Origin of the sequence: Pseudomonas sp. SG20052 (assembly GCF_031766055.1) — a bacterium.
Classification (GTDB): Bacteria; Pseudomonadota; Gammaproteobacteria; order Pseudomonadales; family Pseudomonadaceae; genus Aquipseudomonas; species Aquipseudomonas mandelii.
This window is the reverse complement of the sequence record NZ_CP134498.1, coordinates 4,337,141-4,361,829: the sequence shown is the minus strand read 5'-3', so window position 1 is coordinate 4,361,829 and position 24,689 is coordinate 4,337,141. Positions and strand designations below refer to the sequence as shown.

Sequence of the window (24,689 nt, the reverse complement as noted above, 5' to 3'; positions counted from 1 at the left end):
GTTTCACGCCTAGTCGGGGCGTAGCGCAGTCCGGTAGCGCACTAGCATGGGGTGCTAGGGGTCGAGTGTTCGAATCACTCCGTCCCGACCATATTTACTGAGTAAAATCAGACGCTTAAGCCGATCAGCTAGATCGGCTTTTTTGTGCCTGCGCAAAACCCGCGCAAAACTACCCGGTGATTTCGCTGATATTCAGGTCCGGAATTGCTTCGGACCAGACGATTTCCTCGTGGTCTCGCTGGTAGTTTCTGGTCATGCCCTCGCTCGCATGGCCCGCAATTTTTTGACCATCCTTTCCGGCTTTCTTGTACAGGTGCAGCGACAGCGCACTCGCACTTTGTGAAAGTCCGGCAACTTTTCCTCCTCCATCCCTTGTAGCAGTCTGCCGCCTCCCGGGCGTCCTTGAGCCCTCGAGTCAAATACCTCTCTTCAATCTTCGTCCAGTGGTCCTTCGTCTGCGCATGTTTCTATCAGCTTCTTATCTGGGGTTTCTCGGCCTCTTCCAGTGAACGGCGACGTCGCTGTATCGAGCTCATACCACCGCTGAATACCTCAACGAGCCCTATGAGCGCGTCGAAGGCCTCCACTTCTGTTTCACAATCAACTGCACCAAACGCGCCGTTCTTTATCGTCGTAAACCAATTTCTTGTGTTGGCAGGAAGACGCTAGGCGTCGACTCATCCCTTTGGCGACCCGCAGGTCTTCGATCTGCACCACATTCACGCCGTACAAATAGTCCTGCGGTTCGATAGGTGCGTCACTCATCCCCGTGGCCCCTTGTAGATGAGCCAGGCCATATAGGCGAGGGCGGCGATAGGGACGATCACGGAATCGACTGCTTGAACGGAACCGCCCAGACCCAAGGGTTGGAATCCCAGTTACCGCCAATTCGTTCCGGAGTGACCGCACTTGCGGGCGCGGTAACTGTAGGTTGTGCGTCGAAAGTCAGAGGAACAGCGGAAGGGGAGGCTTGGAGTGCAGAAATGCAGCACACTTTGGGCCATAAGTGGTCGGTGACAGGCCAGTGGCAAATCGAAAGCAAGCGGGGGCGCTATCACCGAATTAACTAAATCTTATAGCGATGCCCTAACCACCAATGGACAATCAACTGGCTGGGCTCCCGATACGTCGAGGGTCTCTATCAGGTGCCGTGCAGCCTTGCGACCGATCTCGTAGTACGGCAGTTGCACCGTGGTCAGCGGCGGGATAAACAGCTCAGCAATACCGATCATATTGTCGTAGCCGAGCACGGCGACATCGTTGGGAATTTTCAGGCCACGGCCCAACAACAGCTGATAGGCACAAAAGGCAATGCGGTCATTGCCGCAGATCAGAATATCAAATTGGGGACGACCATCAATGACGTGCCGGTCGAGGATAGCTGCTGTTTCACAATAGGCATCATGATCGGAAAGGTCGTATTGCAGGAGCGCGTCAGGCGCCAGTCCGAATGCCTGACAGGCACGCTGCATGCCTTTTTGTCGCAGGCCCCAGGCCAGACTCTGTTTTGGCAGATTGATACACAGAGGGCGCTTATAGCCGAGGTTCAACGCGTGGTGTACGGCCCGATACTGCCCCATTTCGTCGTCTGGTACATAGCTGACGAGACGGCTGTCATCTGCCAGGCAATTGGCGAGCACCAGGGGTTTGCTCTTCAATCGCTCGGGAATGCACACCTGGCGAAACCCCATGGCGCTGAAGATCAAGCCGTCCGGACGGTGCGATAGCATCAGGTCGATGTTCTGGTCGGTGGGCGGGTTGCTTAACAGGTTGAGGATAAATACATTCCAGCCGGCTTGCTGCGCGGTCTGCTCGATGGACAGCAGCAGCTCGACCGCGAATGGTGTGGTCGCGGTGTCCAGCGCGAACACACCGATGGTTCGCGACTGGAGGTTGTCGCCGCGCATCTTGCGTGCCGACAGGCTCGGTACGAATTGCAGTTCATCAATGGCACGACGCACCCGCAGAAGAGTTTCGGGGCTCAGTTTTTCCGGAGTGTTGAGCGCTCGAGAAACCGTCATCAGGGATACGCCGGCCAGCTGTGCAACGTCTTTCACTGAAGTCATGCGAAGTGAGGCCGGTCAGGTTGACGCAGAATCATGACACATGGCCCGCGCTTCTCGCGACCCGAATGACGCCGCTCATAGCCATCCCGAGTCGAGAGGCCATGCCTTGGGAATCGAGACACGCCCGCCACTCCCGCTTGCTAGCAGCTTCACGCCCAGACTGTCGGGCCGCGGATAGAGGCGACTGCTGAGGCTGAATCGCCCGTTTTCGTCGAACACCTCGATGGACGAGCGATCGAGGAACACGCGCAGTTCCAGTCGCTCTTGTATCGGGTCTATCGATACGCTGCGCTGGCCTGTGACTTGCGCACCCGAGCGGCTGCGGTCAAGCACCAGGCGATTCAGTGATGCATCGTAGTAGAGCAGGGTTTCTTCACGGCCATCGTCGCTGCAACGCAAGGCGACTCCCAAGTGGCCGTCGGTGCACCCGAACAAATCCAGATGCACATGGATTTCGAGCATATCGCCATTTACTTCCGGCACCCACCGGGTTCCCGACTCCTCCCACCACGACGTACCAGGCAATTGCGTCATTCGCAGAGCGGTGAGCTCCCGTGCCGGATACACGAAAAGGCGATCTGCGCACAGTTCAAGTTCGCGTGGCAATCCGAGCATGCCGCACCAGTGATGGGCCTGGCTCGGCATCGGGCTTTCCCACATGTCGAGCCACGCCCACACGAGGCGTCGACCATCGGCGGCCAATAGCGTCTGCGCCGCATAGAAATCGTGGCCGTTATCCAACTCGATAAAAGGCCCGCCGGTGAAGTTCCACTCGTTGTCGAGTCGGCCCACTCGGTAACCAGTCTGGAACTTGTTAAGCCGTTCGTAGCCATGGGGTAGCATGCCTTGGGGGGAGTACAGCAGCACATCGCGTCCGTTCAGTCGAAACAGATCCGGGCACTCCCACATATAGCCATCGCCCTCGCTGCCGCTGGACACGTAATCAAGGAACTCCCAAGTATGCAGATCCGTGGAACGGTACAGCGGAAGCAGCGGCATATCGCCCAGACGTGCGCCGACAATGAGGTACCAATAGTCATCCTCCTTCCATACCTTGGGGTCACGAAAGTGCATGATAGTGTCTTGCGGCGCGGTCTCGATGACTGCGCCATGCTTGACGAACCGGATGCCGTCGATGCTGGTGGCCAGGCACTGGACTTGTCGGATCAAGCGTTCATCACCCACTTCCCCCAGCCAGGTGTGTCCGGTGTAGATCAGTGCCAAGGTGTCTCCACACACCACTGCGCTACCGGAAAAACATCCGTCACGGTCGAAGTCATCGCCGGGTGCCAGCGCAATGGGCAGGTGCTGCCAATGAACCAGATCGGCACTCTTGGCGTGGCCCCAATACATCGGGCCCCATTTCGCGTCGAAGGGGTGGTGCTGATAGAAAACGTGATATTCGCCACGAAAGTACACTACCCCATTAGGGTCGTTCATCCAGCCTGCCGGCGGGGAAATATGATAACCGGGTCGATAATCCTGGATGACGCGAGACAGGCTGTCTCCCAGTGCGCGCTGCGCAAGGTCAAGGGACGAAGACATTGGATCGCTCATGGTATTCAAAGATAAGGTCATAGGGCGCCTGCTCGGACTGAGCGTGGAGAGACGTCATCCGGCAGGGTTTCAATGACTTGTGGGTGGCGCCTCAAGGCCGCGCCGTCGGCGTCGAACAGGTGCAGGTTGTCGAAGTCCAGCTGCAGTTCGACCTGATCGCCTGCCTGCCATCCGGCGTTGACTTCACAACGACAGATCAGTGGCTCGTCCTGACCTGTATCCAGGTGCACATAGGTTTCACTGCCCAGGTATTCGACCGCGGTAACGACGACGCCGGCAGTTCCCTGCGCCGCCTTGAGCGACATGTGTTCCGGGCGAATTCCCAGGCTAAGCGGGGCGTCTGCCGCCAGGTTCGAGCTGTCGAAGGGCAGGGAGGTCATACCCAAAACGGGAGTATCGACCAGGCTGGTCTCGCCCGGGGCATGCAGGCGCGCCGTCAGAAAGTTCATTCTGGGCGAACCGAGAAAACCGGCGACAAAGCGGCTGGCCGGACGTTCATAGAGTTCGCGCGGTGAACCGACCTGCTCTACGCGACCGCCGTTGAGTACAACAATTTTGTCGGCCAGGGTCATCGCTTCCACTTGATCGTGAGTGACGTAGATCATCGTCGAGCCCAGTCGATCATGCAGCCGGGCAATTTCGTTGCGCATCTGCACCCGCAAGGATGCATCCAGATTGGAGAGCGGCTCATCGAACAACAAAATGTCCGGCTCGCGCGCCATGGCTCTGCCCATTGCCACTCGCTGACGCTGCCCTCCAGACAGTTCTTTTGGCTTGCGTTGCAGCAGTTTGTCCAACTGAAGGATTTGCGCTGTTTTCAGCACGCGCTCGCGCAGGCTGCTCTTTTCAGTCTTGGCCAGTTTGAGACCAAAGCTGATGTTGTCGTAGACGCTCATGTGCGGGTACAGCGCATAAGACTGAAACACCATACCGACGCCACGCTCGCGCGGTTCCAGGTCGTTGACCCGTCGCCCGTCGATCAGCAGGTCGCCGCCACAGATCGAATCCAGTCCGGCAATCAGTCGCAGCAGGGTCGACTTTCCGCAGCCAGAAGGGCCAACGAACACCACGAATTCACCCGCAGCAATCTCCAGGCTAACGTCGCGAAGAATCCGCACGCCGCCCAATTGTTTGTTCACGTTGTCCAGTTTCAATTTGATCACGATGCTGTTCCTTGTACGTGTTGGGCATCAACCCTTTAACGCGCCGGTAGTGAGACCGGAAACGATTCGGCGCTGGAAGATCAGCACCAGAATCACCAGTGGGACGGTGACCAGCACCGAGGCGGCCATCAACAGCCCCCAAGGCAACTCATGGGGGCTACCGCCGGAAATCAAGGCGATGGCGACCGGTACTGTGCGTTGCGTGTCTGTGAGGGTGAAGGTCAAGGCAAACAGGAACTCGTTCCAGGCTGCGATAAAGGCCAACAGGCCAGTGGTGACCAGTGCAGGCCAGAGCAGCGGCAACAACACGCGGGTCAGCGTGACCCAGGGCGAAGCGCCATCCATGATTGCTGCTTCCTCCAGTTCATGGGGCAGTTGCCCCATGAACGTGGTCAGCACCCACACGGTGAAGGGCAGGGTGAAAATCGTGTAGCTCAGGATCAACGCCAAAGACGTGTTGTACAGACCCAGGGCGCGGATCACTTCGAACAGCCCCGACAGTACAGCGACTTGGGGAAACATCGACACGCCGAGAACGATCATCAATACCGTGCCACGTCCACGGAATTTCACCCTTCCCAAGGCATAGGCGGCGGTCAGGCTGAGAAACAGCGCCAGCGTCACCACGCACAGCGCGACCAGCAGCGAGTTACCGATAGCCCGCAGGAATGAGGCTTGATGGAGTACCGCCGCGTAATTGGAGAAGTCGGGGTTTTCGATCCAGTAGCTCACCTTGAACAAGGCACTGGACGGCTTTAGCGAAGTCACGATGGCGTAGTAGAAAGGGAAGACCGCATACAGCAGCAACACCCCGATCAGACACCAGAACCCCAGGCGCCACAGCGCTTTTTTCAGTAGGCGCTGGCTCATGACCGAACCTCCAGTTGACGGCGTCCGAGGTAGAGATAAAGCATGGCGATTACCGCAACGACCAGAAACAACAGAGTCGAGGCCGCGCTGCCATAGCCAACATCCTGGAACTCCACCAGGTGCTGGCGGGCATAGACCGACATGCTCATGGTGCTCGATGAGTTCGAGGTCAGCACATAGATGACGTCGAAAACCCGCAGCGAGTCGAGGATGCGGAAGATCGCCGCCACCAGCAGTGCGGGCATCAGCAGGGGAAGCGTGACACGCCAGAATACCTTCAGCGGATGAATGCCATCGACCCTGGCGGCTTCGTAGCAATCGCTCGGCAACATCTGCAAGGCCGCCAGCATCAGCAGCGTGACAAAAGGGACGGTCTTCCAGACGTCGACGATGATCACCGCCCACATCGACAGATCCGCGTCTGCTGTCCAGGCCAGGGGAGCGTCAATCAGGCCGATACTTAGCATCAGGTGATTGATGATGCCGAACTGGTCGTTGAGCATCCATGACCAGATCTTCGCCGAGACAATGGTAGGAATCGCCCACGGAATCAGAATCAACGCACGCACCAAAGAACGGCCGGTGAACTTGATGTTCAACAGCAACGCCACCAGTAGCCCTAGTACGACTTCCAGTCCCACCGACACCACAGTGAAATGCAACGTGTTGCGCACAGCGTTCCACCATTGTGGATCGACCAGGATGCCCGACCAGTTGGAACCGTTGTGGAACAGATAATTGCTCAAGCCTACGAAGGATCCACCACGGGTGTCAGTCAGGGTGGCGTCAGTCAGGCTGAACCAGAATGTACGCAGTAGCGGCCAGGCGGCCACGAGGGCCAGACACATCAACATCGGTGTCAGAAACAGCCAGGCGGCGCGCACTCGGCGACGCTGTACAGGCGTTTCCCTGGTGACCAGGAGCTCGTCACAGGGGGCATGGGTAATAGAGACAGACATGGTGAATTCCTTCCTTGTGGCTTACCAGTTCCGGCGTTTGATGCGCGTGAGTTCGCTTTCCAGTTCGGCCAGCGCCTGATCGACCGGCAACTCGCCTGCCAGCACGCCATGCACTCGATCGAAGAACGCGTTGGAGACCCGTGGATAGCGCTCGGCTGTTATTGAGGCGGGGCGCATGACCCCTTCGTTGAGAATACTGAGGAGTTGACTGTAATAAGGCATGGCCGCGAGCAGCTCGGGGTCTTGATATAGCGACTCGATAACCGGGTTATAGCCGCCTACTAAAGCTCGATGTTTTTGCTGCCGGGCACTGGTCAGGTAGGTCACCAGTTCTGCGGCAAGTTTTGGATGGGCGCTGTAACGCGATACCGCCAGGCCCCAGCCACCGAGGGTGGAGGCATGGGTGCCGGTCATGCCGCCTCGGGGCAAGGGAGCGACGCCGACTTTATCTTTTACGGCACTATCCTGGCTTTGTACCAAGGCCCAGACATAAGGCCAGTTACGCATGAACAACGCATTTCCCGACTGGAATACGCCTCGTCCTTCTTCCTCGGTGTAGTTGAGTACGCCACGCGGGGAGATGTCTCCTACCCAGCTTTTCGCCAGGGTCAAAGCAGTTCTCGAGGCCTGACTGTTGACCACGATATCTCCTGCTGGATTGACCAGTCCGCCTTCCGGTTGGCTGCTGATCCACTCCAGCGCATTACACGTCAGCCCCTCGTAAGCGCGTCCCTGAAAGATGTAACCCCATGCATTGGGGTTCCCGGCAGTGCGCTCTGCTTGTTGAACATCCCTGGCGGTAGCGGTCATTTCCTCCCAGGTCTGGGGAACCTGCTTGGCGTACTTCTCAAGCAAGTCCTTGCGGTAATACAGCAGGCCCGAGTCGGTGAACCACGGCATCGTCACCAGTCGTCCATTCACCGTGGCGTTATCCACCTGTGTCTGGAAGTAACCTTGAGTCGCGTTGGCGGGCAGCACCTCGCGCAGATCCATCAGATGTTTGGCCAGCATCCCTGGCCACACCATATCGATTTGAATGATGTCGATGTCGGTGGACTGAGCACTGAGGATCTGTTGGTAGAACGACAACCTCTCGGTTGCCGAGTTAGGCGTGGAAACCACCTCGACGTTGTTGCCGGTCTGTTTCGACCACGCCTCGACAGCCTCCTTGCACAGTTGTAATTCGGCCCCCACTGCACCGCACGAAATCGTCAAATCGGCTGCGCTCGAGACGGATGGAAGTCCGGCACAGAGGGTGATTAGTGCTGCTGGAAGGAGAGATTTCAGATGTTTCATTGAGCACCCTTTATTTTTGTTTTTAGAAAAGTTAACGTTAACATCGCCAAATGTAGCAGCGTATTTGCGATGAAGCATCCATTTTTTCGTCGATTACCACAATTTACAACTCACGAAAAATGGATGGTCGCGGGAATTACACAATAAAAACAAAACAGGGAATCCACATGCAGAAAGCATCAAGCTGGCTACTCGCAGGTGTGCTCGGCACCTCGGCGGCGACCTCTCAGGCCGCGACTCTGGAAGAACGCATGGCCGCGTTTGAAGTCCGTGCCAGCGCAGCGGAAAAGCGCGCAGCCGCAGCTGAACAACAAACCCAGGCACTCGCCAGGGAATTGCAGCAGATCAAACTCGCCACTCCCGCCGCGCAGCCTGTTGCGTCCACTGCGACAGCCATTGAGGCGCCTGGGTTGGACACCCGGCTGGCAAAACTGGAAGCCCGTCAGCAAAGCATGGAAAAGCAGGGCAGCAGCGGCCACCTCACGGACGGCTTCAGCTTTAAGGGTTATGCCCGTTCCGGATTGCTGATCAACGATGGGCTAGGTGGTGGTCGTGGCGGCCCTTATACAACCCCGGCCGGTTCAGTCGGTGGCGCCGTCGGGCGACTCGGCAATGAAGACGACACCTACATGCGCATCGACCTGTCGAAAGAGGCCTATGCGCAGAACGGCACCCGTTCCAAATTCACGGTTTCCATCGCCGATGGAGTGGAAAGCTCCAATGACTGGACGGCCGACGAAAGCAACCTGAACGTGCGTCAGGTATTTACAGAGCTCGACCATCTCGCTGCATTCAAGGGTAATTCAGTGTTCGAGAACGCGACCTTGTGGGCAGGTAAGCGATTTGATCGAGATAACTTCGATATCCACTGGCTGGACTCGGACGTTGTCTATCTGGCTGGTACCGGGGGGGGAATCTACGATGTGCAGATGAACAAGAGTTGGCGCTCGAATTACTCCTTGGTCGGGCGTAACTACGGGGATTTCAGTGAGGGCGGCATCAACGCAGACGTGGAAAGCTACATTCTGACCTCCAACCAGTTCTTCGATAATGGTCAGTGGCAGTGGATGTTCAATGCCATTGGCTCCAGGAAAAACGACATTGGCACCCGCAGTAATGAAGCGGGGCTGACACCAGCAGATTCCGGGTTGCACAGCATGCTGGCCAATCACCAGAAAAACTTTTTCGGCCGAGAAGGCTTCTTCAAAAACAGCATGCTGGCCAATCACCAGAAAAACTTTTTCGGCCGAGAAGGCTTCTTCAAAACGGCACTGCTCTATGGGCAAGGTCTGGGGGCAGAGGTCAAGAACGTCGGCTCGGATGGTGAACTGATTGACGATGCCCGCGCTCTGCGCCTGGCACTTTACGGCGAGACACCCATAGCGCCTGGTTGGCGCATCGGCCCCAGCTTGTTGGTCGAACAGAGCAAGGATAGATACGTTAAAGGTGACAATTACCGTTGGATGACCCTGAACATGCGTTTGGCCAATGCAATCAACAGCAATTTCGAGATGGCCTACGAAATGAGCTGGCAAACCATGAACCTCGACCCGAAGGGCTATCTACAACGTAATGCGGTCGACGGTAACTTCTGGAAATTCACGATCGCGCCGACATTCAAACCTGACGTTGGAGACCTGCTCACTCGTCCCGAACTGCGTGTGTTCGCGAGCTTCATGAATTGGTCTTCGGATCTGGACAGATACAGTACCTCAGACTCCTTCGGCAAGACGGACTTCAACGCCGGAGGTGTGTGGCAATACGGGATACAAATGGAAACCTGGTTTTAATGTTTGAACGCGTCGGCCAACACGCCTTCAGCTCATCGATCCCTGCTTTTCACCAAGCGTATTGAGTAGTTGATTACCGGTCAAAACTGATCAGCCAGCAGTTATCCCTACGAAAAAAAATGAGGAAATGACGATGGTATTGCCTCGCGCAGTAGTATTTGGCGAAGCCCTGACCGACCTTGTCCAAGGCGCTCCTGGACAGTGGAAAGGCTACCCAGGCGGTGCTCCCTGGAACGTTGCACGAGCGCTAAGTCGCTTGGGTGTTAACAGCGTTTTTGCTGGGGCGGTGAGCATGGATTCACTGGGTGACGAGATAGTTTCGCAGTCGGAAGCGGCAGCATTAGATATGAGGTTTATCCAACGGGTAGACCGAGATCCTTTGGTCGCCATCGTTCCATCGAGCCGTCCTCCAAGATACTTTTTTTGCTGGAGATGCTGATCTGTTTTTTGATCCGGATCTGATGCCAGAAGGATAGATCAAGGGTTGGTTGTGAAGGCGGGAGGCCAGATACTTCCACCTGTGGACCCAATCATTGTGGCGACTGGAATCCGACCTGACATGAGCCTGCTCGCCGAGTTGCGTATCGCACTTGATCCCGCAACTCAAAGCGTACCTCGCCGGTTTGTTGCAAAGCCCAGTGCGCATCAACCTGACCCGCCCCCGATGACCGGGGCGGCATAGGGGCGACCTTCTTATTTTCTTTTGCACGTCCAGGTAGTCCTTGAACCAAGGGCGACCTATTTCTGCGTGGGTGACAGATTCATTACAGAAACCATATATACATCGTCGCAGATATTTGAGGAGACACGGAAGGCTGGCTAGCGCCTTGATACAAAGCTTTTATTGAAGGTGCTCGGCGGCGTCCAATCGTTTTGATGGATTAATGTTCGTTGGCTCTTTACCTTACATACGGGAAAACATATATTCGTCAAACCGCATATGAGCTGAGGCTTCACAATGACCAGCAAAGCCCGTGTCCTGTTCGTCTGTACTGCCAACGCTGCACGCTCCCAGTTGGCCCAAGCGTTGCTGAGGCATACCGATTCGGAGCATTTCGAGGCGTTCAGCGCCGGCACAACTCCAACTCAGGTAGATCCGCGCACCTTCGAGGCACTTTCACACATCGGTGTGAGCACCGAAGGATTACGTAGCAAGTCGATAGACGAGTTCCATGGTGAGCGTTTCGATTACGTCATCACCTTGTGTGATAAATCCGCTGCGCAATGCCGGTCTTTACCTGGAGCGGGTGAGGCATTGGCCTGGAGTTTTGAAGACCCAGTCACCAGCACCAAACCCGATGCCTTCCGTCACACCCTTCACGAAATTCATGAGCGCATCAAGATGTTCGTCTTGGTCAAAAACAAGCACTGAGAAAACGATATGGCTGACCATCTGACACCGACCACTGTTTTCAAATGCCTTGCTGACGACACTCGGGTCCGCACGATGATGCTCATCACCCGTGAAGGAGAGCTTTGTGTTTGCGAGCTGACCTGCGCGTTGAACGAGAGTCAGCCAAAAATCTCCAGGCACCTGGCGCAACTGCGTACTTGCGGCCTGTTGTCGGACCGTCGGCAAGGCCAATGGGTGTATTACCGACTGCACCCGAATCTCCCTGATTGGGTTCATCAAGTGCTGACCACCGTGCTGGAAAGCAACAAGCACTGGTTGAGCCCTGATTCCAAACGCCTTGATGAAATGGGTGACCGTCCTGAGCGGGCAGCCGTGTGCTGTGAAAGCAAAATCGCCTGATTCCGCCTTCGACTACGAGATCGCTCGATGAAAATCCTGTTCCTCTGCACGGCCAATAGCTGCCGCAGCATCCTTTGTGAAGCGGTCTTCAATCACTTGGCACCGCAAGGCATGAAAGCCTACAGCGCGGGCAGTCAACCCAAAGGCGAAGTGCATCCGTTGAGCCTCAAAACTTTGGAAAGCGCTGGTATTTCGACGCTCGGGCTGTTCAGTAAGTCCAGCGATGTCCATGTAAATTTGGCACCTGATTTCGTCATCACGGTGTGCGACAAGGCTGCCGGTGAGGCGTGTCCGGTATTTTTCGGACCGGCCACCAAGGCGCACTGGGGGTTGGCTGACCCTTCGGAATACCACGGGACGCAAGAAGAGATCGAGGCGGCTTTTGAAGCCACCTTGGAGCAGATCAAAACCCGTATTGAAGCTTTCTTGGCTTTACCGCTTGCCCGACTGAGTGCCGAACAGCTCAAGGCAGAACTGGCCCTGATTGGCATGCTGTAACCACAGGAACAATGACCATGAGTAAAAATCGCCTTTCCTTCCTGGACTGATATCTGGTTGAAGTGCCGTTGGTTCGATGAATCCAAGAGCGCTGTTGCGCAGGACAAAGACTATGTTTGAAGACGACATCCCCCAACTCGATACCGACCTGGTTGATCTTCCCTCGGCTGACAAGCTGGGCATCGAGAAGACCTCCATCCACAAGCCGCGCATTTTGCTGCTGTACGGATCGACCCGTGAGCGCTCCTTCAGTCGCCTGATGGTAGAGGAGGCCGCTCGACTGCTGGAGCACTTCGGCGCCGAGGCGCGGATTTTCAATCCGTCCGGTTTGCCGCTGCCAGATGACGCCCCCGACAACCATCCGCGCGTGAAGGAGTTACGCGAGCTGATGTTGTGGTCGGAAGGGCAGGTCTGGTGTTCCCCGGAGCGTCACGGTTCCATGAGCGCGGTCTTCAAGGCGCAGATCGACTGGGTGCCACTCGCAATGGGTGCGGTACGCCCGACCCAGGGCAAAACCCTCGCCGTCATGCAGGTGTGTGGTGGCTCGCAGTCGTTCAACGTGGTCAATCAGCTGCGAGTGCTGGGACGTTGGATGCGCATGTTCACCATCCCCAACCAATCCTCCGTGCCAAAGGCCTATATGGAGTTCGACGATAACGGCCGGATGAAACCTTCTCCGTTCTACGACCGCATCGTGGATGTGATGGAAGAGTTGGTGAAATTCACGCTGCTGCTTCGCGACCGTCAGGACTATCTGGTTGATCGTTATTCCGAGCGCAAAGAGTCGGCGGAAGAACTCATGAAACGTGTCAATCAGCGCTCCATCTGAGGATTTTTCACCGTGCAACAACACCCTTATTCCGTACTTCCCTTGGCACAGTTCAATGGCCAATTGATCTTCACCCCGCAGCGGCTGACCGAAGGGAGAACCATCGCCATCCATTGCAAGGGCGGCTCGGGCCGTACCGGTTTGGTCGCCGCTCAACGGTTGATCGAGAGCGGTGTGCCATTCAGCGATGCCATCCGCGATGTTCAGTCGTTGCGTCCACGCGCCATTCAACATCCTGCCCATATCGAATACATCGGCCAGTTCGACACCCAGTCGAACTCCCACTGACAACAGATACAGAGCACAACAACATGACTATCAAAGTTGGCATCAATGGTTTCGGTCGGATCGGTCGCCTCGCGCTGCGAGCAGCCTGGGGCTGGCCAGAATTCGAATTCGTGCAGATCAACGATCCAGCGGGTGACGCGGCGACGCATGCACACTTGCTGAACTTCGACTCGGTGCATGGTCGTTGGCACCACGAAGCCAGCGCGGAAGGCGATCAGGTGGTGATTGGCGGCAAGCGCATCAAGGTGACCGCTAACAAAGCGATTGCCGACACCGACTGGTCGGGTTGCGATCTGGTGATCGAGGCCAGCGGCAAGATGAAAACCGTGGCGGTGTTGCAAGCCTACCTGGATCAGGGCGTCAAGCGTGTGGTGGTTTGCGCTCCGGTGAAGGAAAAAGGGGCGTTGAACGTCGTCATGGGCGTCAACCATCAGTTGTTCAAACCGGCTGAACATCGCATCGTTACCGCCGCTTCGTGCACCACCAACTGTCTGGCACCCGTGGTGAAAGTCATCCACGAGAAACTGGGCATTCGCCACGGTTCGATCACCACCATCCACGACCTGACCAACACCCAAAGCATCCTCGATCAACCGCACAAGGATCTGCGTCGTGCGCGTGCTTCGGGCATGAGCCTGATTCCAACCAGCACCGGCTCGGCCACCGCCATTGCCGAAATCTTCCCCGAACTGCGCGGACGCCTGAATGGTCATGCCGTTCGTGTGCCGCTGGCCAACGCGTCGCTGACCGACTGCGTTTTTGAAGTCGAGCGTGCCACCACTGTTGAGGAGGTGAATCAACTCCTCAAGGACGCCTCCGAGAACGAGCTGAAAGACATCCTCGGTTTTGAGGAGCGTCCGTTGGTGTCCATCGACTACCGCACCGACCCGCGCTCATCGATCATCGATGCACTGTCGACGATGGTGATCAATGGCACTCAAGTGAAGATCTATGCCTGGTACGACAACGAATGGGGCTATGCCAATCGCGCCGTCGAACTGGCCAGACTGGTCAGTCTGGCGGACTAAGGAGCGGTCATGAAAGCGTTGTCAGCCCTCGCTCCGGAAGTGCGGCAGTACTTGCTCGTCACGGGCAACTATTGGGCCTTCACCCTCACCGACGGTGCCTTGCGCATGTTGGTGGTGTTGCACTTTCACGCGTTGGGCTACAGCCCACTGCAAATCGCGGCGTTGTTTCTGTTCTACGAAATCTTTGGCGTGATCACCAACCTGGTGGGTGGCTACCTCGGCGCCCGGCTGGGACTGAATCGAACCATGAATATCGGCCTGGGTATCCAAGTCGTGGCGCTGTTGATGCTGACGGTTCCTGTCGCTTGGCTAACCATCCCATGGGTGATGGGCGCACAGGCGCTGTCGGGGATCGCCAAAGACCTGAACAAGATGAGTGCCAAAAGCTCCATCAAGCTTCTTGTTCCGGATGGGCAACAGGGAAAGCTCTACCAGTGGGTGGCAATCCTCACCGGCTCGAAGAACGCACTCAAGGGGGTCGGCTTCTTTCTCGGCGGAGCCTTGCTGGCATTGATCGGCTTCAAAGGTGCATTGCTGGCCATGGCGGGTGTTCTGGCGCTGATCTGGATCAGCAGCTTGATACTGCTGAAGAAGGACCTGGGCAAAGCGAAAGCCAAACCCAAGTTTCGCGACATCCTGTCCAAGAGTCGGGCGATCAATATCCTCTCGGCGGCGCGGATGTTCTTGTTCGGAGCCCGTGATGTCTGGTTTGTGGTGGCCTTGCCGGTGTACCTGAGCAGCGTGTTCGGCTGGGACTTCTGGAAGGTGGGTGGCTTCCTTGCGGCGTGGGTGATCGGCTACGGCATCGTGCAGTCGTTTGCGCCCAACATCACTGGCAAGAAACGCGGCCACGTACCGGATGGTCGTGCGGCATTTCTGTGGGCCCTTGCACTGGCAGGCTTGCCTGCGGCAATTGCTCTCGGGCTTAACACGGCTTTGTCGCAGCAGATGATGCTACTCGGCGGATTGATGGTCTTTGGTGCGCTGTTCGCGGTGAATTCGTCGCTGCACAGCTACTTGATCGTGTCCTATGCCAAGGAAGATGGCGTGTCGCTGGATGTGGGGTTTTATTACATGTCGAATGCGATGGGAAGGCTGATAGGGACCGTACTGTCCGGGTGGGTTTATCAGGTGTATGGGCTGCAAGCGTGCTTGTGGATATCGAGCGCATTCGTTCTGCTCGCAGCACTGATTTCTATCGGGTTGCCAAGGCATGCCGAGGCGATATGAAACTGTCAGGCCGATGAGCCTCTTCGCGCTATGTGCGTTTGGGGGGCGGGTAGAGCCTGAATCAGCAGCTGTCGGAGGTACGCCATGGGCAATTTATTCACATCCCCGCACTGTCTTTCGTGGTGATTGCAGCGTTCGCATTGAGCGCTTGTGATAAGGCGAGACACCCGCCAAGCGTCCGTCCGGTATGGACAAGACGATTGAAGGGACATGATTTACAGGTGAGTGGCGCAATAACCAGGGGGATGAGGGATATCCTCCTTCAGCGCATCATTGCGCAGTCGAAATCCAGCCCTGGATATCCGCAACAGTCGGAATCTTCCCGCTGCTTACAACCTTCTCGTTGATCACCAGAGCCGGCGTGGCGAGGATGTCATAAGTCATCATCTTGCCCATGTCGGTGATCTTTTCGAATTCGGCCTGGATATTTAGATTCTGCGTGGCTTGACGGGCTACAGCCTCAAGCTTCTTGCAGTTGGCGCACCCTGAACCGAGGATTTTGATGTTCAGCATTGGAAGCTCCTTAGTGTGTAAGTCAGCTTGCTGTTTGTTTACGCTGATAACGTATCAACTGGTAAATTGCAGCGGTTATGGCCAGTGAGGCCGCCATTCCTGCACCAAGGGTAAGCCAGCCGGTGCCGTCGACCCAGGCACCATAGAGCAGGCCGGCCACGATGCTGAACGAAGCGACTAACCCTACATAGGCTGCGGTCTTCTTGCGACCAATCACCGCCGCCACCATGAGCATGCTCTGCAAGCTAAGTTCAGGATCCGCCATCAAGTAGGCCAAGAGCGGACCAGGATGCATGCCGAGATCAAGGAACATGCGGGCGACGGGCACTTCTACCAGGGTTGGGAAGTACATGAACACGCCGAACCCTACCGCTATGGCATTGGCGAGCACGGTGTTGCTGCCTGCAAGGCTTTCAATCCACTCGGGTTGAATCACCTGGCGAACCATGCCGACAATGAATACACCCACCACCAGCACAACAAATATCTGCTTGACGAAGCGCCAGGCTTCCCACAGCCAGCCTTGCCAGTCTTCGGCTGGCAGTTTTCGGGCAAAGTACCCAACAGACAGCATGGTCAATGCGACACCGAATACACGACCCGTGAAGGTAAAGGCTAATGTGCCAGGTTCTGGCGTCAGTCGCATTGACGCGATCAGCAAGGTACTAGCGGTCAGCCCCAGCGCAACCCATGTCCAGTTGTTGGCACCTTCAGTGATGTTATCCAGACCACGTTTGGCCGTGGCGGCAATCATCAGGAGTAGGGCGATGAGAACAGACCCTTGGAAGCTCACGCCTTCTTCTCCTTTACTGGCGTCGTATGGAACCCAGTCAAACAAGGTGTCTTGCCACGCCTGGGGCCAGAAAAGCGGGACTTTGAAACTGATCAGATCTGCCGTCAGGGGCCACAGTTTCAAGGTGCCCGCAATCAGCAAGGCCACCAAAGATAGCAGTACGCCCAGTGCAGGCCCGGAAACTCTGGCCTTCTCTGCGAACAGGGCATCCGCCTGTGCGTCGTGGGTCAGGTCGTCTTTCCAGAATAGGGTAGCCATCAGCAAGCCAATACCGATGCCGAAGATCAGGCAGAGGATCAGACGGGCGATTGCAAACTCCGCTCCCAGAATATTGCCGGTATAGGCCAGGGCCATGATGTTTCCAGCGGGAGCAAAAAACAGGAAGGTGATCGCCGGGCCGATACCTGCTCCTTTGCGGTAAACGCCCGCGAACAAAGGAACAATTGTGCATGAGCAGACGGCAATCAGTGACCCGGCTAGTGCCGCCGCAGGGTAGGAAACGTAAACAGGTGCATGTCGACCTAGCCAGTGAGTGATGCTGGCTTTAGGAATAAGTGCTGTCATGGCCCCGGCGATAAAAAACGCCGGCAACAGGCAAAGAAGGACGTGGGCTGCCAAGTAGGAAGCCAGACTGCCAGCTCCGCCATTGAATAGCTTCAGTACGAGGTCCATGGAGAGCCCTCAATCCTTAGCGTTAAGGTCAGGTTTTATGGTATCCGCTGTGCGTTGACCGGGTTTGACTTCGATCAGTTGCACGCAGAAAAAATTTTCAAGGATGTGGTGCTGAAAGACCGATTCAGGGGCGCCTCCAGGGTGGCTATCACGATCAACCGGAAACGCTGCGACCATAGCCTCCGAAATGGGAGTCAGGGCCCAACGCTCAACGGTTAACCTCAACGCTTGTCATGAAACGCATTGTGCAAGATCGACCTCTGCCTCTATAGCGTGAGACGTAGGTGAAAAGGTCGGGTTATGACTTTTCGGGCTTGTTATGCCGGCGGTCTGCTTTTGTATCCGAGTTCACACTGCCGTTCGTCCAGTGCCCGGCACTAGCGAGGCTTGGCTTCTCTCTGATGTTCATGCACCGACATCCCGTGCATCAGAACGGAGAGCCAGCATGGACATTGATGAAAATGCCCCAGGAAACAAATCCCAACAGGGCGTCACGGGCGGGACTGATAACGAAACAGGCCATGATCCAAAGGAGAATGAACCTGAGGTTCCGCTGCCAGGGGGAGACGAGGCGCCTGTCGATGAAGAAATGGCCGATGTGGATGCCAATAATTCAGTATCGAGCGAGCATCCCAAGCCTTAAGTCGATTGAAAGTTGGGATTCAGCAAATTGACCAAGCCTTATGCTTCAAAAGAAAATCCTTGTGGCACGGGTACCTGGTAAGTCACCTGCTGTTTGAGAACCCCGCCAGTGTGCGGGGTTTTTTGTGTCCGGGTTTTGAGTGTGAGAGCCCATACAGCCGGCCGTGGCGCATCAATTGACTTGCGCTATGGCGCTGACCGGGTTTGCGAAGAAGGGCGCGCCAGGGGCCAATTGTCATGAAATGAAAAGCCATTGTCGTCTGATGAAAAGCAGCTGGCCAGGCGGCGTCCTACAGTCCAATCAGCGTAAATCGACGCTGCACAGACTGGAGAATAAGAAAAAATGGCCAAAGCCGTACGCTTCTACGAACCCGGTGGTCCCGACGTTCTTTGTTATGAAGAGGTCGATGTCGGCGAACCCGGTCCGGGCCAGGTCCGTCTTCGTCATGTGGCGGTCGGCCTGAACTATGCCGACACCTATTTTCGTAATGGCACTTATCCGATCCCGATGCCCAACGGCATGGGGGTTGAAGCGTCCGGTGTGGTCCAGGCCATCGGCGAGGGTGTGACTAACGTTCAGGTGGGGGATCGCGTCACCTACACCGGATTTCTCAATACCTTGGGCGCCTACAGTACCGAACGACTGATTGCGGCCGCGCCGCTGATCAAGCTGCCGGAAACCATCAGTTTCGAGACGGCCGCCGCCATGACCATGCGTGGCCTGACGTCGTCGTACCTGATGCGGCGCATTTATGATTTCAAGGCCGGCGACAGCATTCTGCTGCACGCCGCTGCCGGTGGCGTGGGGCTGATCGTTTCACAGTGGGCCAAGCTGCTCGGCCTGACCGTCATCGGCACTGTGTCCACCGAGGTCAAGGGTGAAATTGCCCTGGCCCATGGCTGCGACCATGTCATCAATTACAGCCACGAAAATGTCGCCCAGCGCGTGCGCGAGCTGACTGCCGGCGTGGGAGTCAACGTGGTGTTCGACAGCGTTGGCAAAAACACCTTCATGGGATCACTGGATTCGCTCAAGCGTCGGGGACTGATGGTCTGCGTTGGCACCGCATCCGGTCCGATTCCGGCTTTCGACCCGGTGATGCTGGCGATGAAGGGCTCACTGTTCCTGACCCGTCCGGCGCTGGCCGACTACATCGCCGATCCGGAAGAGAAAGCTGCCCTGGCCGGCGAGCTGTTCGACCACGTCGGCAGTGGTCGGATCAAGATCGAGATCAACCAGCATTATGCGTTAGAGGACGCCGTACAGGCCCATCGCGACCTTGAGTCACGCAAAACGACGGGCTCGTCGATTTTCGTCATCTAAGGAGCGATCTGCCATGAAAGTCGAACAATTGACCTGCAGCATTGGCGCCGAACTGATCGGCGTAAATCTTGCCGACGCGGTCCATGACGACGGTCTTTTTTGCGAGATTCGTGCTCAGTTGCTCAAGCATCGGGTGGTGTTCCTGCGTGATCAGGACATCACTCGCGCCGAGCACGTGGCCTTCGCCCGCCGCTTCGGTGAGTTGGAGGACCATCCGGTGGCCGGCAGCGATCCGGATCATCCCGGGCTGGTGCGCATCTACAAGAATCCGGACCAGCCGATGGACCGCTACGAAAACGCCTGGCACACCGACGCGACCTGGCGCGAGGCGCCGCCGATGGGCTGCGTGCTGCGCTGCGTAGAATGCCCGCCGGTGGGCGGCGACACGATGTGGGCCAACATGGTCGAGGCTTACGCGCGTTTGCCGGAGGACGTGAAGGTGAAAATTGCCGACCTGCGCGCCCGCCACAGCATCGAAGCGAGTTTCGGTGCTGCCATGCCAATCGAAAAGCGTCTGGCGCTCAAGGCGATGTATCCCGATGCCGAACACCCGGTGGTTCGCACCCACCCGGAAACCGGGGAAAAGGTGCTGTTCGTCAACGCCTTCACGACGCACTTGAGCAACTACCACACCCCCGAGCGGGTGCGCTTCGGCCAGGACGCCAACCCTGGCGCGAGCGAGTTGCTGCGCTACCTGATCAGCCAGGCCTACATCCCCGAGTATCAGGTGCGCTGGCGCTGGAAGCCCAACAGCATCGCCATCTGGGACAACCGCAGCACCCAGCACTACGCCGTCATGGATTATCCGCCGTGCCATCGCAAGATGGAGCGTGCCGGAATCATCGGCGACAAGACCTACTGATCGACCCCTTCTGCATTCGCACTCGTAAACGCGTCTGCCCGGCACGATCCCGGGTGGGCGCGACAATCATAAGAACAGGAGTAACTCATGCAATTTTTTGACGATTCCCTGCACCCGGAAAACATGGAAAAGGTGGTCATCACCGTGGCCCCGTACGGCCCGGAATGGATGCCGGAAGACTTCCCCGAAGACATCCCGCTGACCATGGATGAACAGGTGCAAAAAGCGGTCGAATGTTATGAGGCCGGGGCCACCGTCTTGCACTTGCACGTGCGCGAGCTGGACGGCAAGGGTTCCAAGCGCCTGTCCAAATTCAACGAATTGATCGCCGGTGTGCGTGAAGCCGTGCCGGACATGATCATCCAGGTCGGTGGTTCGATTTCCTTCGCGCCGGAAAGCGATGGCGAAGCCGCCAAGTGGCTGTCTGACGATACGCGACACATGCTGGCCGAGCTGACGCCAAAACCGGATCAGGTCACGGTGGCTATCAACACCACCCAGATGAACATCATGGAGCTGCTGTATCCGCAATACCTGGAAGGCACGTCCCTGGCCAATCCCCTGTTTCAGGCCGCCTACAGCGAAATGACCGTTCCGGCAGGTCCGGCCTGGGTCGCCGAACACCTCAAGCGTCTGATGGACAACGGCATCCAGCCGCACTTCCAGCTGACCGGCATGCACGCGATGGAAACCCTCGAGCGTCTGGTGCGCAGGGGCGTCTACAAGGGCCCGTTGAACCTGACCTGGATCGGCATTGGCGGCGGTTTCGATGGCCCCAATCCGTTCAACTTCTTCAACTTCATCCACCGCGCGCCGGACGGTTGCACCCTGACCTCCGAGTCGCTGCTCAAGAACGTCATGCCGTTCAACACCATGTCGATGGCCATGGGGCTGCACCCGCGAGTGGGCAATGAAGACACTATCATTGATCACAAGGGCGATCGTTTCGGCTCAGTTGCGCAGATCAGGCAGACCGTGCGTATCGCCCATGAACTGGGACGCGAAATCGCCACTGGCAAAGAAGCCCGTGAGATCTACCGCATCGGCGTGCAGTACCAGAGCATCGAAGAAACGCTGTTGGCCAACGGCATGGCCCCCAACCGCAAGGCTGGGCAGAAAGGTGTGCCGCAACGCGGCTGATCGGCAGACGCAGCGGGCGGTCAGGCCTCCCGCTCGCTGCACTGCAACACGCTTGATAACAACAATAAAACAAAGCTTTGAGGAGGCTGCATGGCCTTTCACCCAATCGCCGCAGACGATGACGACAGTGCTGTCGGTGTTGCGCGACCGTATGCCTGGATCGTCTTCGCACTGACGTTCGGGCTGTTGATATCCGATTACATGTCGCGCCAGGTCTTGAACGCGGTGTTCCCGATGCTCAAGGGCGAATGGGCACTGAGCGACGGCCAGCTTGGCTTGCTCAGTGGCATTGTCGCGCTGATGGTGGGGCTGCTGACATTTCCCCTGTCATTGCTGGCGGATCGCTTTGGCCGGGTCAAGAGCCTGGCGCTGATGGCCTTGCTGTGGAGTCTGGCGACGCTGGGTTGCGCCGTGGCGCAGGACTATCAGCAGATGTTCATTGCACGATTCATGGTCGGCGTTGGCGAAGCGGCGTACGGCAGCGTCGGCATCGCAGTCGTCATTTCGGTGTTTCCCAAGCACCTGCGTGCAACGCTGGCCAGTGCCTTCATGGCGGGCGGCATGTTCGGTTCGGTATTAGGGATGGCGCTGGGCGGTGCAATCGCCGCCAAACTTGGCTGGCGCTGGTCGTTTGCCGGCATGGCGTTGTTCGGCCTGCTGCTGGCCGTGCTTTACCCGGTCATCGTCAAGGAGGCGCGCATTGCGCCGCAACGTGCCGCCCAGGCGGCGAACAAGGCGGCGGCAGCGGTCAAGCGTCCGTTGCGTACGCTGTTTTCCAGCCGTTCGGTGATCGCTGCCTACATCGGCAGTGGCTTGCAACTGTTCGTCGGCGGCACAGTGATTGTGTGGATGCCCAGTTACCTCAATCGCTATTACGGCATGGCCACGGACAAGGCGGGCGGCGTCGCGGCCATTATCGTGCTGTGCAGCGGGGCCGGGATGATCCTGTGCGGCATGCTCAGCGATCGACTGTCGCGCCATTCGCCGGAGCGCAAAGTCACTTTGGCCATCGCCTATTGCCTGGGCAGTTGTCTGCTGTTGTCGGCGGCATTTGCCCTGCCGGCAGGGCCTGTGCAGCTGGCGCTGATCTGCCTGGGCATGTTGATTGCCGCCGGCACGACTGGCCCTTGCGGAGCGATGGTTGCCAACCTGACCCATTACTCGGTCCATGGCACAGCCTTCGCCACGCTGACCCTGGCCAACAACATGCTGGGGCTGGCGCCTGGGCCGTTCATTACCGGCAGGGTCTCCGACCTCATTGGCTTGCAGGCTACTTTTCAATGGGTGCCGCTGGTCAGCATCGCGGCTGCGGCCGTGTTCTTTTATGCCAAGTGTCATTACCACAAGGACATTGCCCGGCTTAAGGGCGAGCAAGTCCACGATTCGGTTAGCAAAGCAGTGTTAGAGGTGAAGTTGTGAGTAGTCGTCGTTTACGTATTGATGTGTTCTTCGATTTCATCTGCCCCTGGTGCCTGATCGGCAAACGCCAATTGGAGCATGCGCAAGTACAGTTTCGCAGTCGCCACCCGGATGTGCAGGTCACCACGGTGTGGCATGGCGTGCAGTTGCTGCCTCAGTTGCCGGTACAAGGGGAGCCCTTCGCCGATTTCTACCGCAAACGCCTGGGCAATGCCGAGGCTATGACCATGCGCCAGGCCCAGGTACAGCAGGCTGCCGCGGCGGTTGGGCTGACCATCGACTTCAGCCGCATCGAGACAATGCCCAACACCGCAGACGCCCACCGTTTGTTCGAACGCGTCAGCGTACTGGGCAATGCTACTCAGCGTGAAATGTTGCTCGAACGGCTGTTCGCCGCTTATTTCCGCAAACGCGAAAACCTGGGGTGCCGCGAGACCTTGCTCGCCATTGCCCGCTCCTGCGGCGTTGATGCGCAGGTGGTGCTCGATTGCCTGAAGGGCGACGCCACGCCATTTGACGGCTTTCCCGGCGCGACCAGTGGGGTGCCGGGCTTTCAGTTCGACCGTCGCATGACGATGGTCGGTGCACAACCTGCTCAGGCGCTGCTCGGGGCCATGAACCAGGCCCTGAAAGAAAGTGATCACGAGCGGCAACCTGCATGAACCGACGTATCCCCGTGCCTGCCGGAAAGCTCCCGCAGGCGGGCGGTCGTGCATTGTTCGAATTCGATGACAAAAGCCTGGCGTTATTCAACGTCGAAGGTGACGTGTTCGCCGTCGACGACAGTTGCCCCCATCAAGGCGCCTCGCTGTGTGGCGGGCGCCTTGAGGGGTGGGTGATTCAGTGCTGCGCCCATGGCCTGCGCTTCGATTTGCGCAGCGGTTACTTGCTCAATTCCACCGCAGTCAAAGTCGCCAACTACCCGGTTGAGATCATCGACGGCCAGGCTTTCATCGTTATCGTTCCCGAGGAGGCCGCGCCATGAGCGCCATTGCTCTCACCCGTATCCACAGCCGAACGCGCGAACTGGCGCCGGGCTTTATCGTCAGTCTGATCGTTGCAGCGGCTGCGTCCTTTTTGTCCGAGCACTACGGCGCGCCGGTGATGCTGTTCGCTTTGTTGCTGGGCATGGCGCTGAACTTCCTGGCCGGTGACGGTGTTTGCAAGCCGGGCATCGAGTTCACCGCACGCACCGTGTTGCGCATTGGTGTGGCGCTGCTGGGCATGCGCATCACCCTCGAACAGATGGCTGCGCTGGGCTGGAAGCCTGTGGCGCTGGTGGTGATTCTGGTGGTGGTGACCATCGGCGTTTCAGTGATCGCAGCCAAGGCGCTGGGCTTTCAGCGTTTGTTCGGCATGCTCACCGGCGGCGCCACAGCGATTTGTGGGGCATCGGCCGCGTTGGCGCTGGCGGCGGCATTGCCAAATCATCCGCAGAAAGAACGCGCGACGTTATTCACGGTGATCGGGGTGTCGGCGCTGTCGACCCTGGCGATGATCGTGTATCCGATGATTGCCAACTGGCTGTCGTTGTCGCCACAAGTGGCGGGCGTGTTTCTGGGGGCGACCATTCACGATGTCGCCCAGGTCGTCGGTGCCGGTTACAGCATGTCGACCGAGACCGGCGATACGGCCACGGTGGTCAAGTTGATGCGGGTTGCCATGTTGCTGCCGGTGATCGTGTGTGCCGCCATGATCACCCGCATGCAGGGCGCCGACCCGACCGGCAAACGACCTCCGCTGCTACCTTGGTTCGCCGTCGGGTTTCTGTTGTTGGCCTGTATCAACAGCACCGGCTGGGTGGCCCCGGTGGTGCAAGGGTCGGTCAACGAGTTGTCGCGCTGGTGCCTGGTGGTTTCCATCAGCGCCCTGGGTATGAAAACCCAACTCAAGGAGCTGGCGGCGGTGGGCATCAAGCCGATTTTGTTGATGGTGGGGGAGACGGTGTTCCTCGTCGTGCTGGTGCTGTTGTTGCTGCGCTGGGGAATGTAGGTACA

At 57.5% G+C, this 24,689-nt stretch carries 25 protein-coding genes, 1 tRNA gene and 2 pseudogenes; 18 read left to right on the top strand and 10 right to left on the bottom strand.

Features of this window, described 5'->3' with window-relative positions; translation table 11 throughout:
• Nucleotides 1-14 precede the first annotated feature (14 nt).
• Nucleotides 15-91 (top strand) — tRNA-Pro (locus tag RHP74_RS19995).
• 78 nt (nucleotides 92-169) lie between these two features.
• Here RHP74_RS19995 and RHP74_RS19990 read toward each other — a convergent pair.
• The 8 genes and pseudogenes from RHP74_RS19990 to RHP74_RS19955 all read right to left on the bottom strand — a co-directional run.
• Nucleotides 170-467 (bottom strand): annotated as a pseudogene (locus RHP74_RS19990) (integrase); the annotation flags it as partial.
• A gap of 133 nt (nucleotides 468-600) precedes the next feature.
• On the bottom strand, nucleotides 601-765 hold the full coding sequence (locus RHP74_RS19985) for a hypothetical protein (protein ID WP_229801681.1): 165 nt from the start codon (nucleotides 763-765) through the stop codon (nucleotides 601-603).
• 308 nt (nucleotides 766-1,073) lie between these two features.
• The gene (locus RHP74_RS19980; RefSeq protein ID WP_154501260.1) at nucleotides 1,074-2,066 is read right to left on the bottom strand and encodes a LacI family DNA-binding transcriptional regulator; all 993 of its coding nucleotides are present in this window, start codon (nucleotides 2,064-2,066) and stop codon (nucleotides 1,074-1,076) included.
• Between the two features lie 75 nt (nucleotides 2,067-2,141).
• A complete protein-coding gene (locus RHP74_RS19975) occupies nucleotides 2,142-3,644 on the bottom strand; it encodes a sucrose-6-phosphate hydrolase (RefSeq protein WP_311096172.1) in 1,503 nt (500 codons plus the stop codon).
• Nucleotides 3,641-4,786: a sn-glycerol-3-phosphate ABC transporter ATP-binding protein UgpC gene (locus RHP74_RS19970; protein ID WP_311096171.1), complete on the bottom strand. Its 1,146-nt coding sequence runs from the start codon at nucleotides 4,784-4,786 to the stop codon at nucleotides 3,641-3,643. The genes RHP74_RS19975 and RHP74_RS19970 overlap by 4 nt, the downstream gene beginning before the upstream one ends.
• Nucleotides 4,787-4,813: 27 nt before the next feature.
• Nucleotides 4,814-5,656, bottom strand: a complete 843-nt coding sequence (locus tag RHP74_RS19965) for a carbohydrate ABC transporter permease (protein ID WP_311096170.1) — start codon at nucleotides 5,654-5,656, stop codon at nucleotides 4,814-4,816.
• Nucleotides 5,653-6,615 (bottom strand): carbohydrate ABC transporter permease, encoded by a 963-nt coding sequence (locus RHP74_RS19960; protein WP_077748108.1) that lies wholly within the window; start codon nucleotides 6,613-6,615, stop codon nucleotides 5,653-5,655. Before RHP74_RS19960 ends, RHP74_RS19965 begins: the two co-directional genes overlap by 4 nt.
• Before the next feature lie 21 nt (nucleotides 6,616-6,636).
• Complete coding sequence (locus RHP74_RS19955; protein WP_077748152.1) at nucleotides 6,637-7,911, bottom strand: ABC transporter substrate-binding protein; 1,275 nt, start codon at nucleotides 7,909-7,911, stop codon at nucleotides 6,637-6,639.
• 167 nt (nucleotides 7,912-8,078) lie between these two features.
• On the opposite strand from RHP74_RS19955, the gene RHP74_RS19950 reads away from it, so the two are divergent.
• The 9 genes and pseudogenes from RHP74_RS19950 to arsJ all read left to right on the top strand — a co-directional run bounded on the left by RHP74_RS19950 (nucleotide 8,079) and on the right by arsJ (nucleotide 15,327).
• Nucleotides 8,079-9,701 (top strand): carbohydrate porin, encoded by a 1,623-nt coding sequence (locus RHP74_RS19950; protein ID WP_311096169.1) that lies wholly within the window; start codon nucleotides 8,079-8,081, stop codon nucleotides 9,699-9,701.
• A 133-nt stretch (nucleotides 9,702-9,834) separates the two neighbouring features.
• Nucleotides 9,835-10,174: pseudogene (locus RHP74_RS19945) on the top strand (PfkB family carbohydrate kinase); the annotation flags it as partial.
• A 485-nt stretch (nucleotides 10,175-10,659) separates the two neighbouring features.
• Complete coding sequence (locus tag RHP74_RS19940; protein ID WP_311096168.1) at nucleotides 10,660-11,073, top strand: arsenate reductase ArsC; 414 nt, start codon at nucleotides 10,660-10,662, stop codon at nucleotides 11,071-11,073.
• A gap of 9 nt (nucleotides 11,074-11,082) precedes the next feature.
• Nucleotides 11,083-11,454, top strand: a complete 372-nt coding sequence (locus RHP74_RS19935) for a metalloregulator ArsR/SmtB family transcription factor (protein ID WP_083376317.1) — start codon at nucleotides 11,083-11,085, stop codon at nucleotides 11,452-11,454.
• A 27-nt stretch (nucleotides 11,455-11,481) separates the two neighbouring features.
• Entirely contained in the window at nucleotides 11,482-11,952 is a 471-nt protein-coding gene (locus tag RHP74_RS19930; protein ID WP_311096167.1) for an arsenate reductase ArsC, read from the top strand.
• Nucleotides 11,953-12,064: 112 nt separating this feature from the next.
• Entirely contained in the window at nucleotides 12,065-12,781 is a 717-nt protein-coding gene (arsH, locus tag RHP74_RS19925; protein ID WP_010455860.1) for an arsenical resistance protein ArsH, read from the top strand.
• A 12-nt stretch (nucleotides 12,782-12,793) separates the two neighbouring features.
• Entirely contained in the window at nucleotides 12,794-13,069 is a 276-nt protein-coding gene (locus RHP74_RS19920; RefSeq protein WP_311096166.1) for a protein phosphatase, read from the top strand.
• A 23-nt stretch (nucleotides 13,070-13,092) separates the two neighbouring features.
• Nucleotides 13,093-14,097, top strand: coding sequence for an ArsJ-associated glyceraldehyde-3-phosphate dehydrogenase (locus RHP74_RS19915; protein WP_077748114.1), 1,005 nt, complete (start codon nucleotides 13,093-13,095; stop codon nucleotides 14,095-14,097).
• 9 nt (nucleotides 14,098-14,106) lie between these two features.
• Nucleotides 14,107-15,327 (top strand): organoarsenical effux MFS transporter ArsJ, encoded by a 1,221-nt coding sequence (arsJ, locus tag RHP74_RS19910; protein WP_077748115.1) that lies wholly within the window; start codon nucleotides 14,107-14,109, stop codon nucleotides 15,325-15,327.
• 270 nt (nucleotides 15,328-15,597) lie between these two features.
• Here the strand turns inward: arsJ and RHP74_RS19905 are convergent, their stop codons facing one another.
• Nucleotides 15,598-15,840: a thioredoxin family protein gene (locus RHP74_RS19905; RefSeq protein ID WP_010455847.1), complete on the bottom strand. Its 243-nt coding sequence runs from the start codon at nucleotides 15,838-15,840 to the stop codon at nucleotides 15,598-15,600.
• A 22-nt stretch (nucleotides 15,841-15,862) separates the two neighbouring features.
• On the bottom strand, nucleotides 15,863-17,305 hold the full coding sequence (locus tag RHP74_RS19900; RefSeq protein ID WP_311096165.1) for a permease: 1,443 nt from the start codon (nucleotides 17,303-17,305) through the stop codon (nucleotides 15,863-15,865).
• Between the two features lie 445 nt (nucleotides 17,306-17,750).
• On the opposite strand from RHP74_RS19900, the gene RHP74_RS19890 reads away from it, so the two are divergent.
• From RHP74_RS19890 to RHP74_RS19855, 8 genes are all read left to right on the top strand, one after another.
• A complete protein-coding gene (locus RHP74_RS19890) occupies nucleotides 17,751-17,948 on the top strand; it encodes a hypothetical protein (protein WP_010455843.1) in 198 nt (65 codons plus the stop codon).
• A 342-nt stretch (nucleotides 17,949-18,290) separates the two neighbouring features.
• Entirely contained in the window at nucleotides 18,291-19,271 is a 981-nt protein-coding gene (locus RHP74_RS19885; protein ID WP_311096164.1) for a quinone oxidoreductase, read from the top strand.
• Between the two features lie 13 nt (nucleotides 19,272-19,284).
• The gene (locus tag RHP74_RS19880; RefSeq protein WP_083376320.1) at nucleotides 19,285-20,133 is read left to right on the top strand and encodes a TauD/TfdA family dioxygenase; all 849 of its coding nucleotides are present in this window, start codon (nucleotides 19,285-19,287) and stop codon (nucleotides 20,131-20,133) included.
• Between the two features lie 87 nt (nucleotides 20,134-20,220).
• Nucleotides 20,221-21,273, top strand: coding sequence for a 3-keto-5-aminohexanoate cleavage protein (locus RHP74_RS19875; RefSeq protein ID WP_077748120.1), 1,053 nt, complete (start codon nucleotides 20,221-20,223; stop codon nucleotides 21,271-21,273).
• A 90-nt stretch (nucleotides 21,274-21,363) separates the two neighbouring features.
• Nucleotides 21,364-22,692: an MFS transporter gene (locus RHP74_RS19870; RefSeq protein WP_311096163.1), complete on the top strand. Its 1,329-nt coding sequence runs from the start codon at nucleotides 21,364-21,366 to the stop codon at nucleotides 22,690-22,692.
• Nucleotides 22,689-23,354 (top strand): DsbA family oxidoreductase, encoded by a 666-nt coding sequence (locus RHP74_RS19865; RefSeq protein ID WP_077748122.1) that lies wholly within the window; start codon nucleotides 22,689-22,691, stop codon nucleotides 23,352-23,354. Before RHP74_RS19870 ends, RHP74_RS19865 begins: the two co-directional genes overlap by 4 nt.
• A complete protein-coding gene (locus RHP74_RS19860) occupies nucleotides 23,351-23,677 on the top strand; it encodes a Rieske 2Fe-2S domain-containing protein (RefSeq protein WP_010455834.1) in 327 nt (108 codons plus the stop codon). Before RHP74_RS19865 ends, RHP74_RS19860 begins: the two co-directional genes overlap by 4 nt.
• Nucleotides 23,674-24,684, top strand: a complete 1,011-nt coding sequence (locus tag RHP74_RS19855) for a YeiH family protein (protein ID WP_083376323.1) — start codon at nucleotides 23,674-23,676, stop codon at nucleotides 24,682-24,684. The genes RHP74_RS19860 and RHP74_RS19855 overlap by 4 nt, the downstream gene beginning before the upstream one ends.
• Nucleotides 24,685-24,689 lie beyond the last annotated feature (5 nt).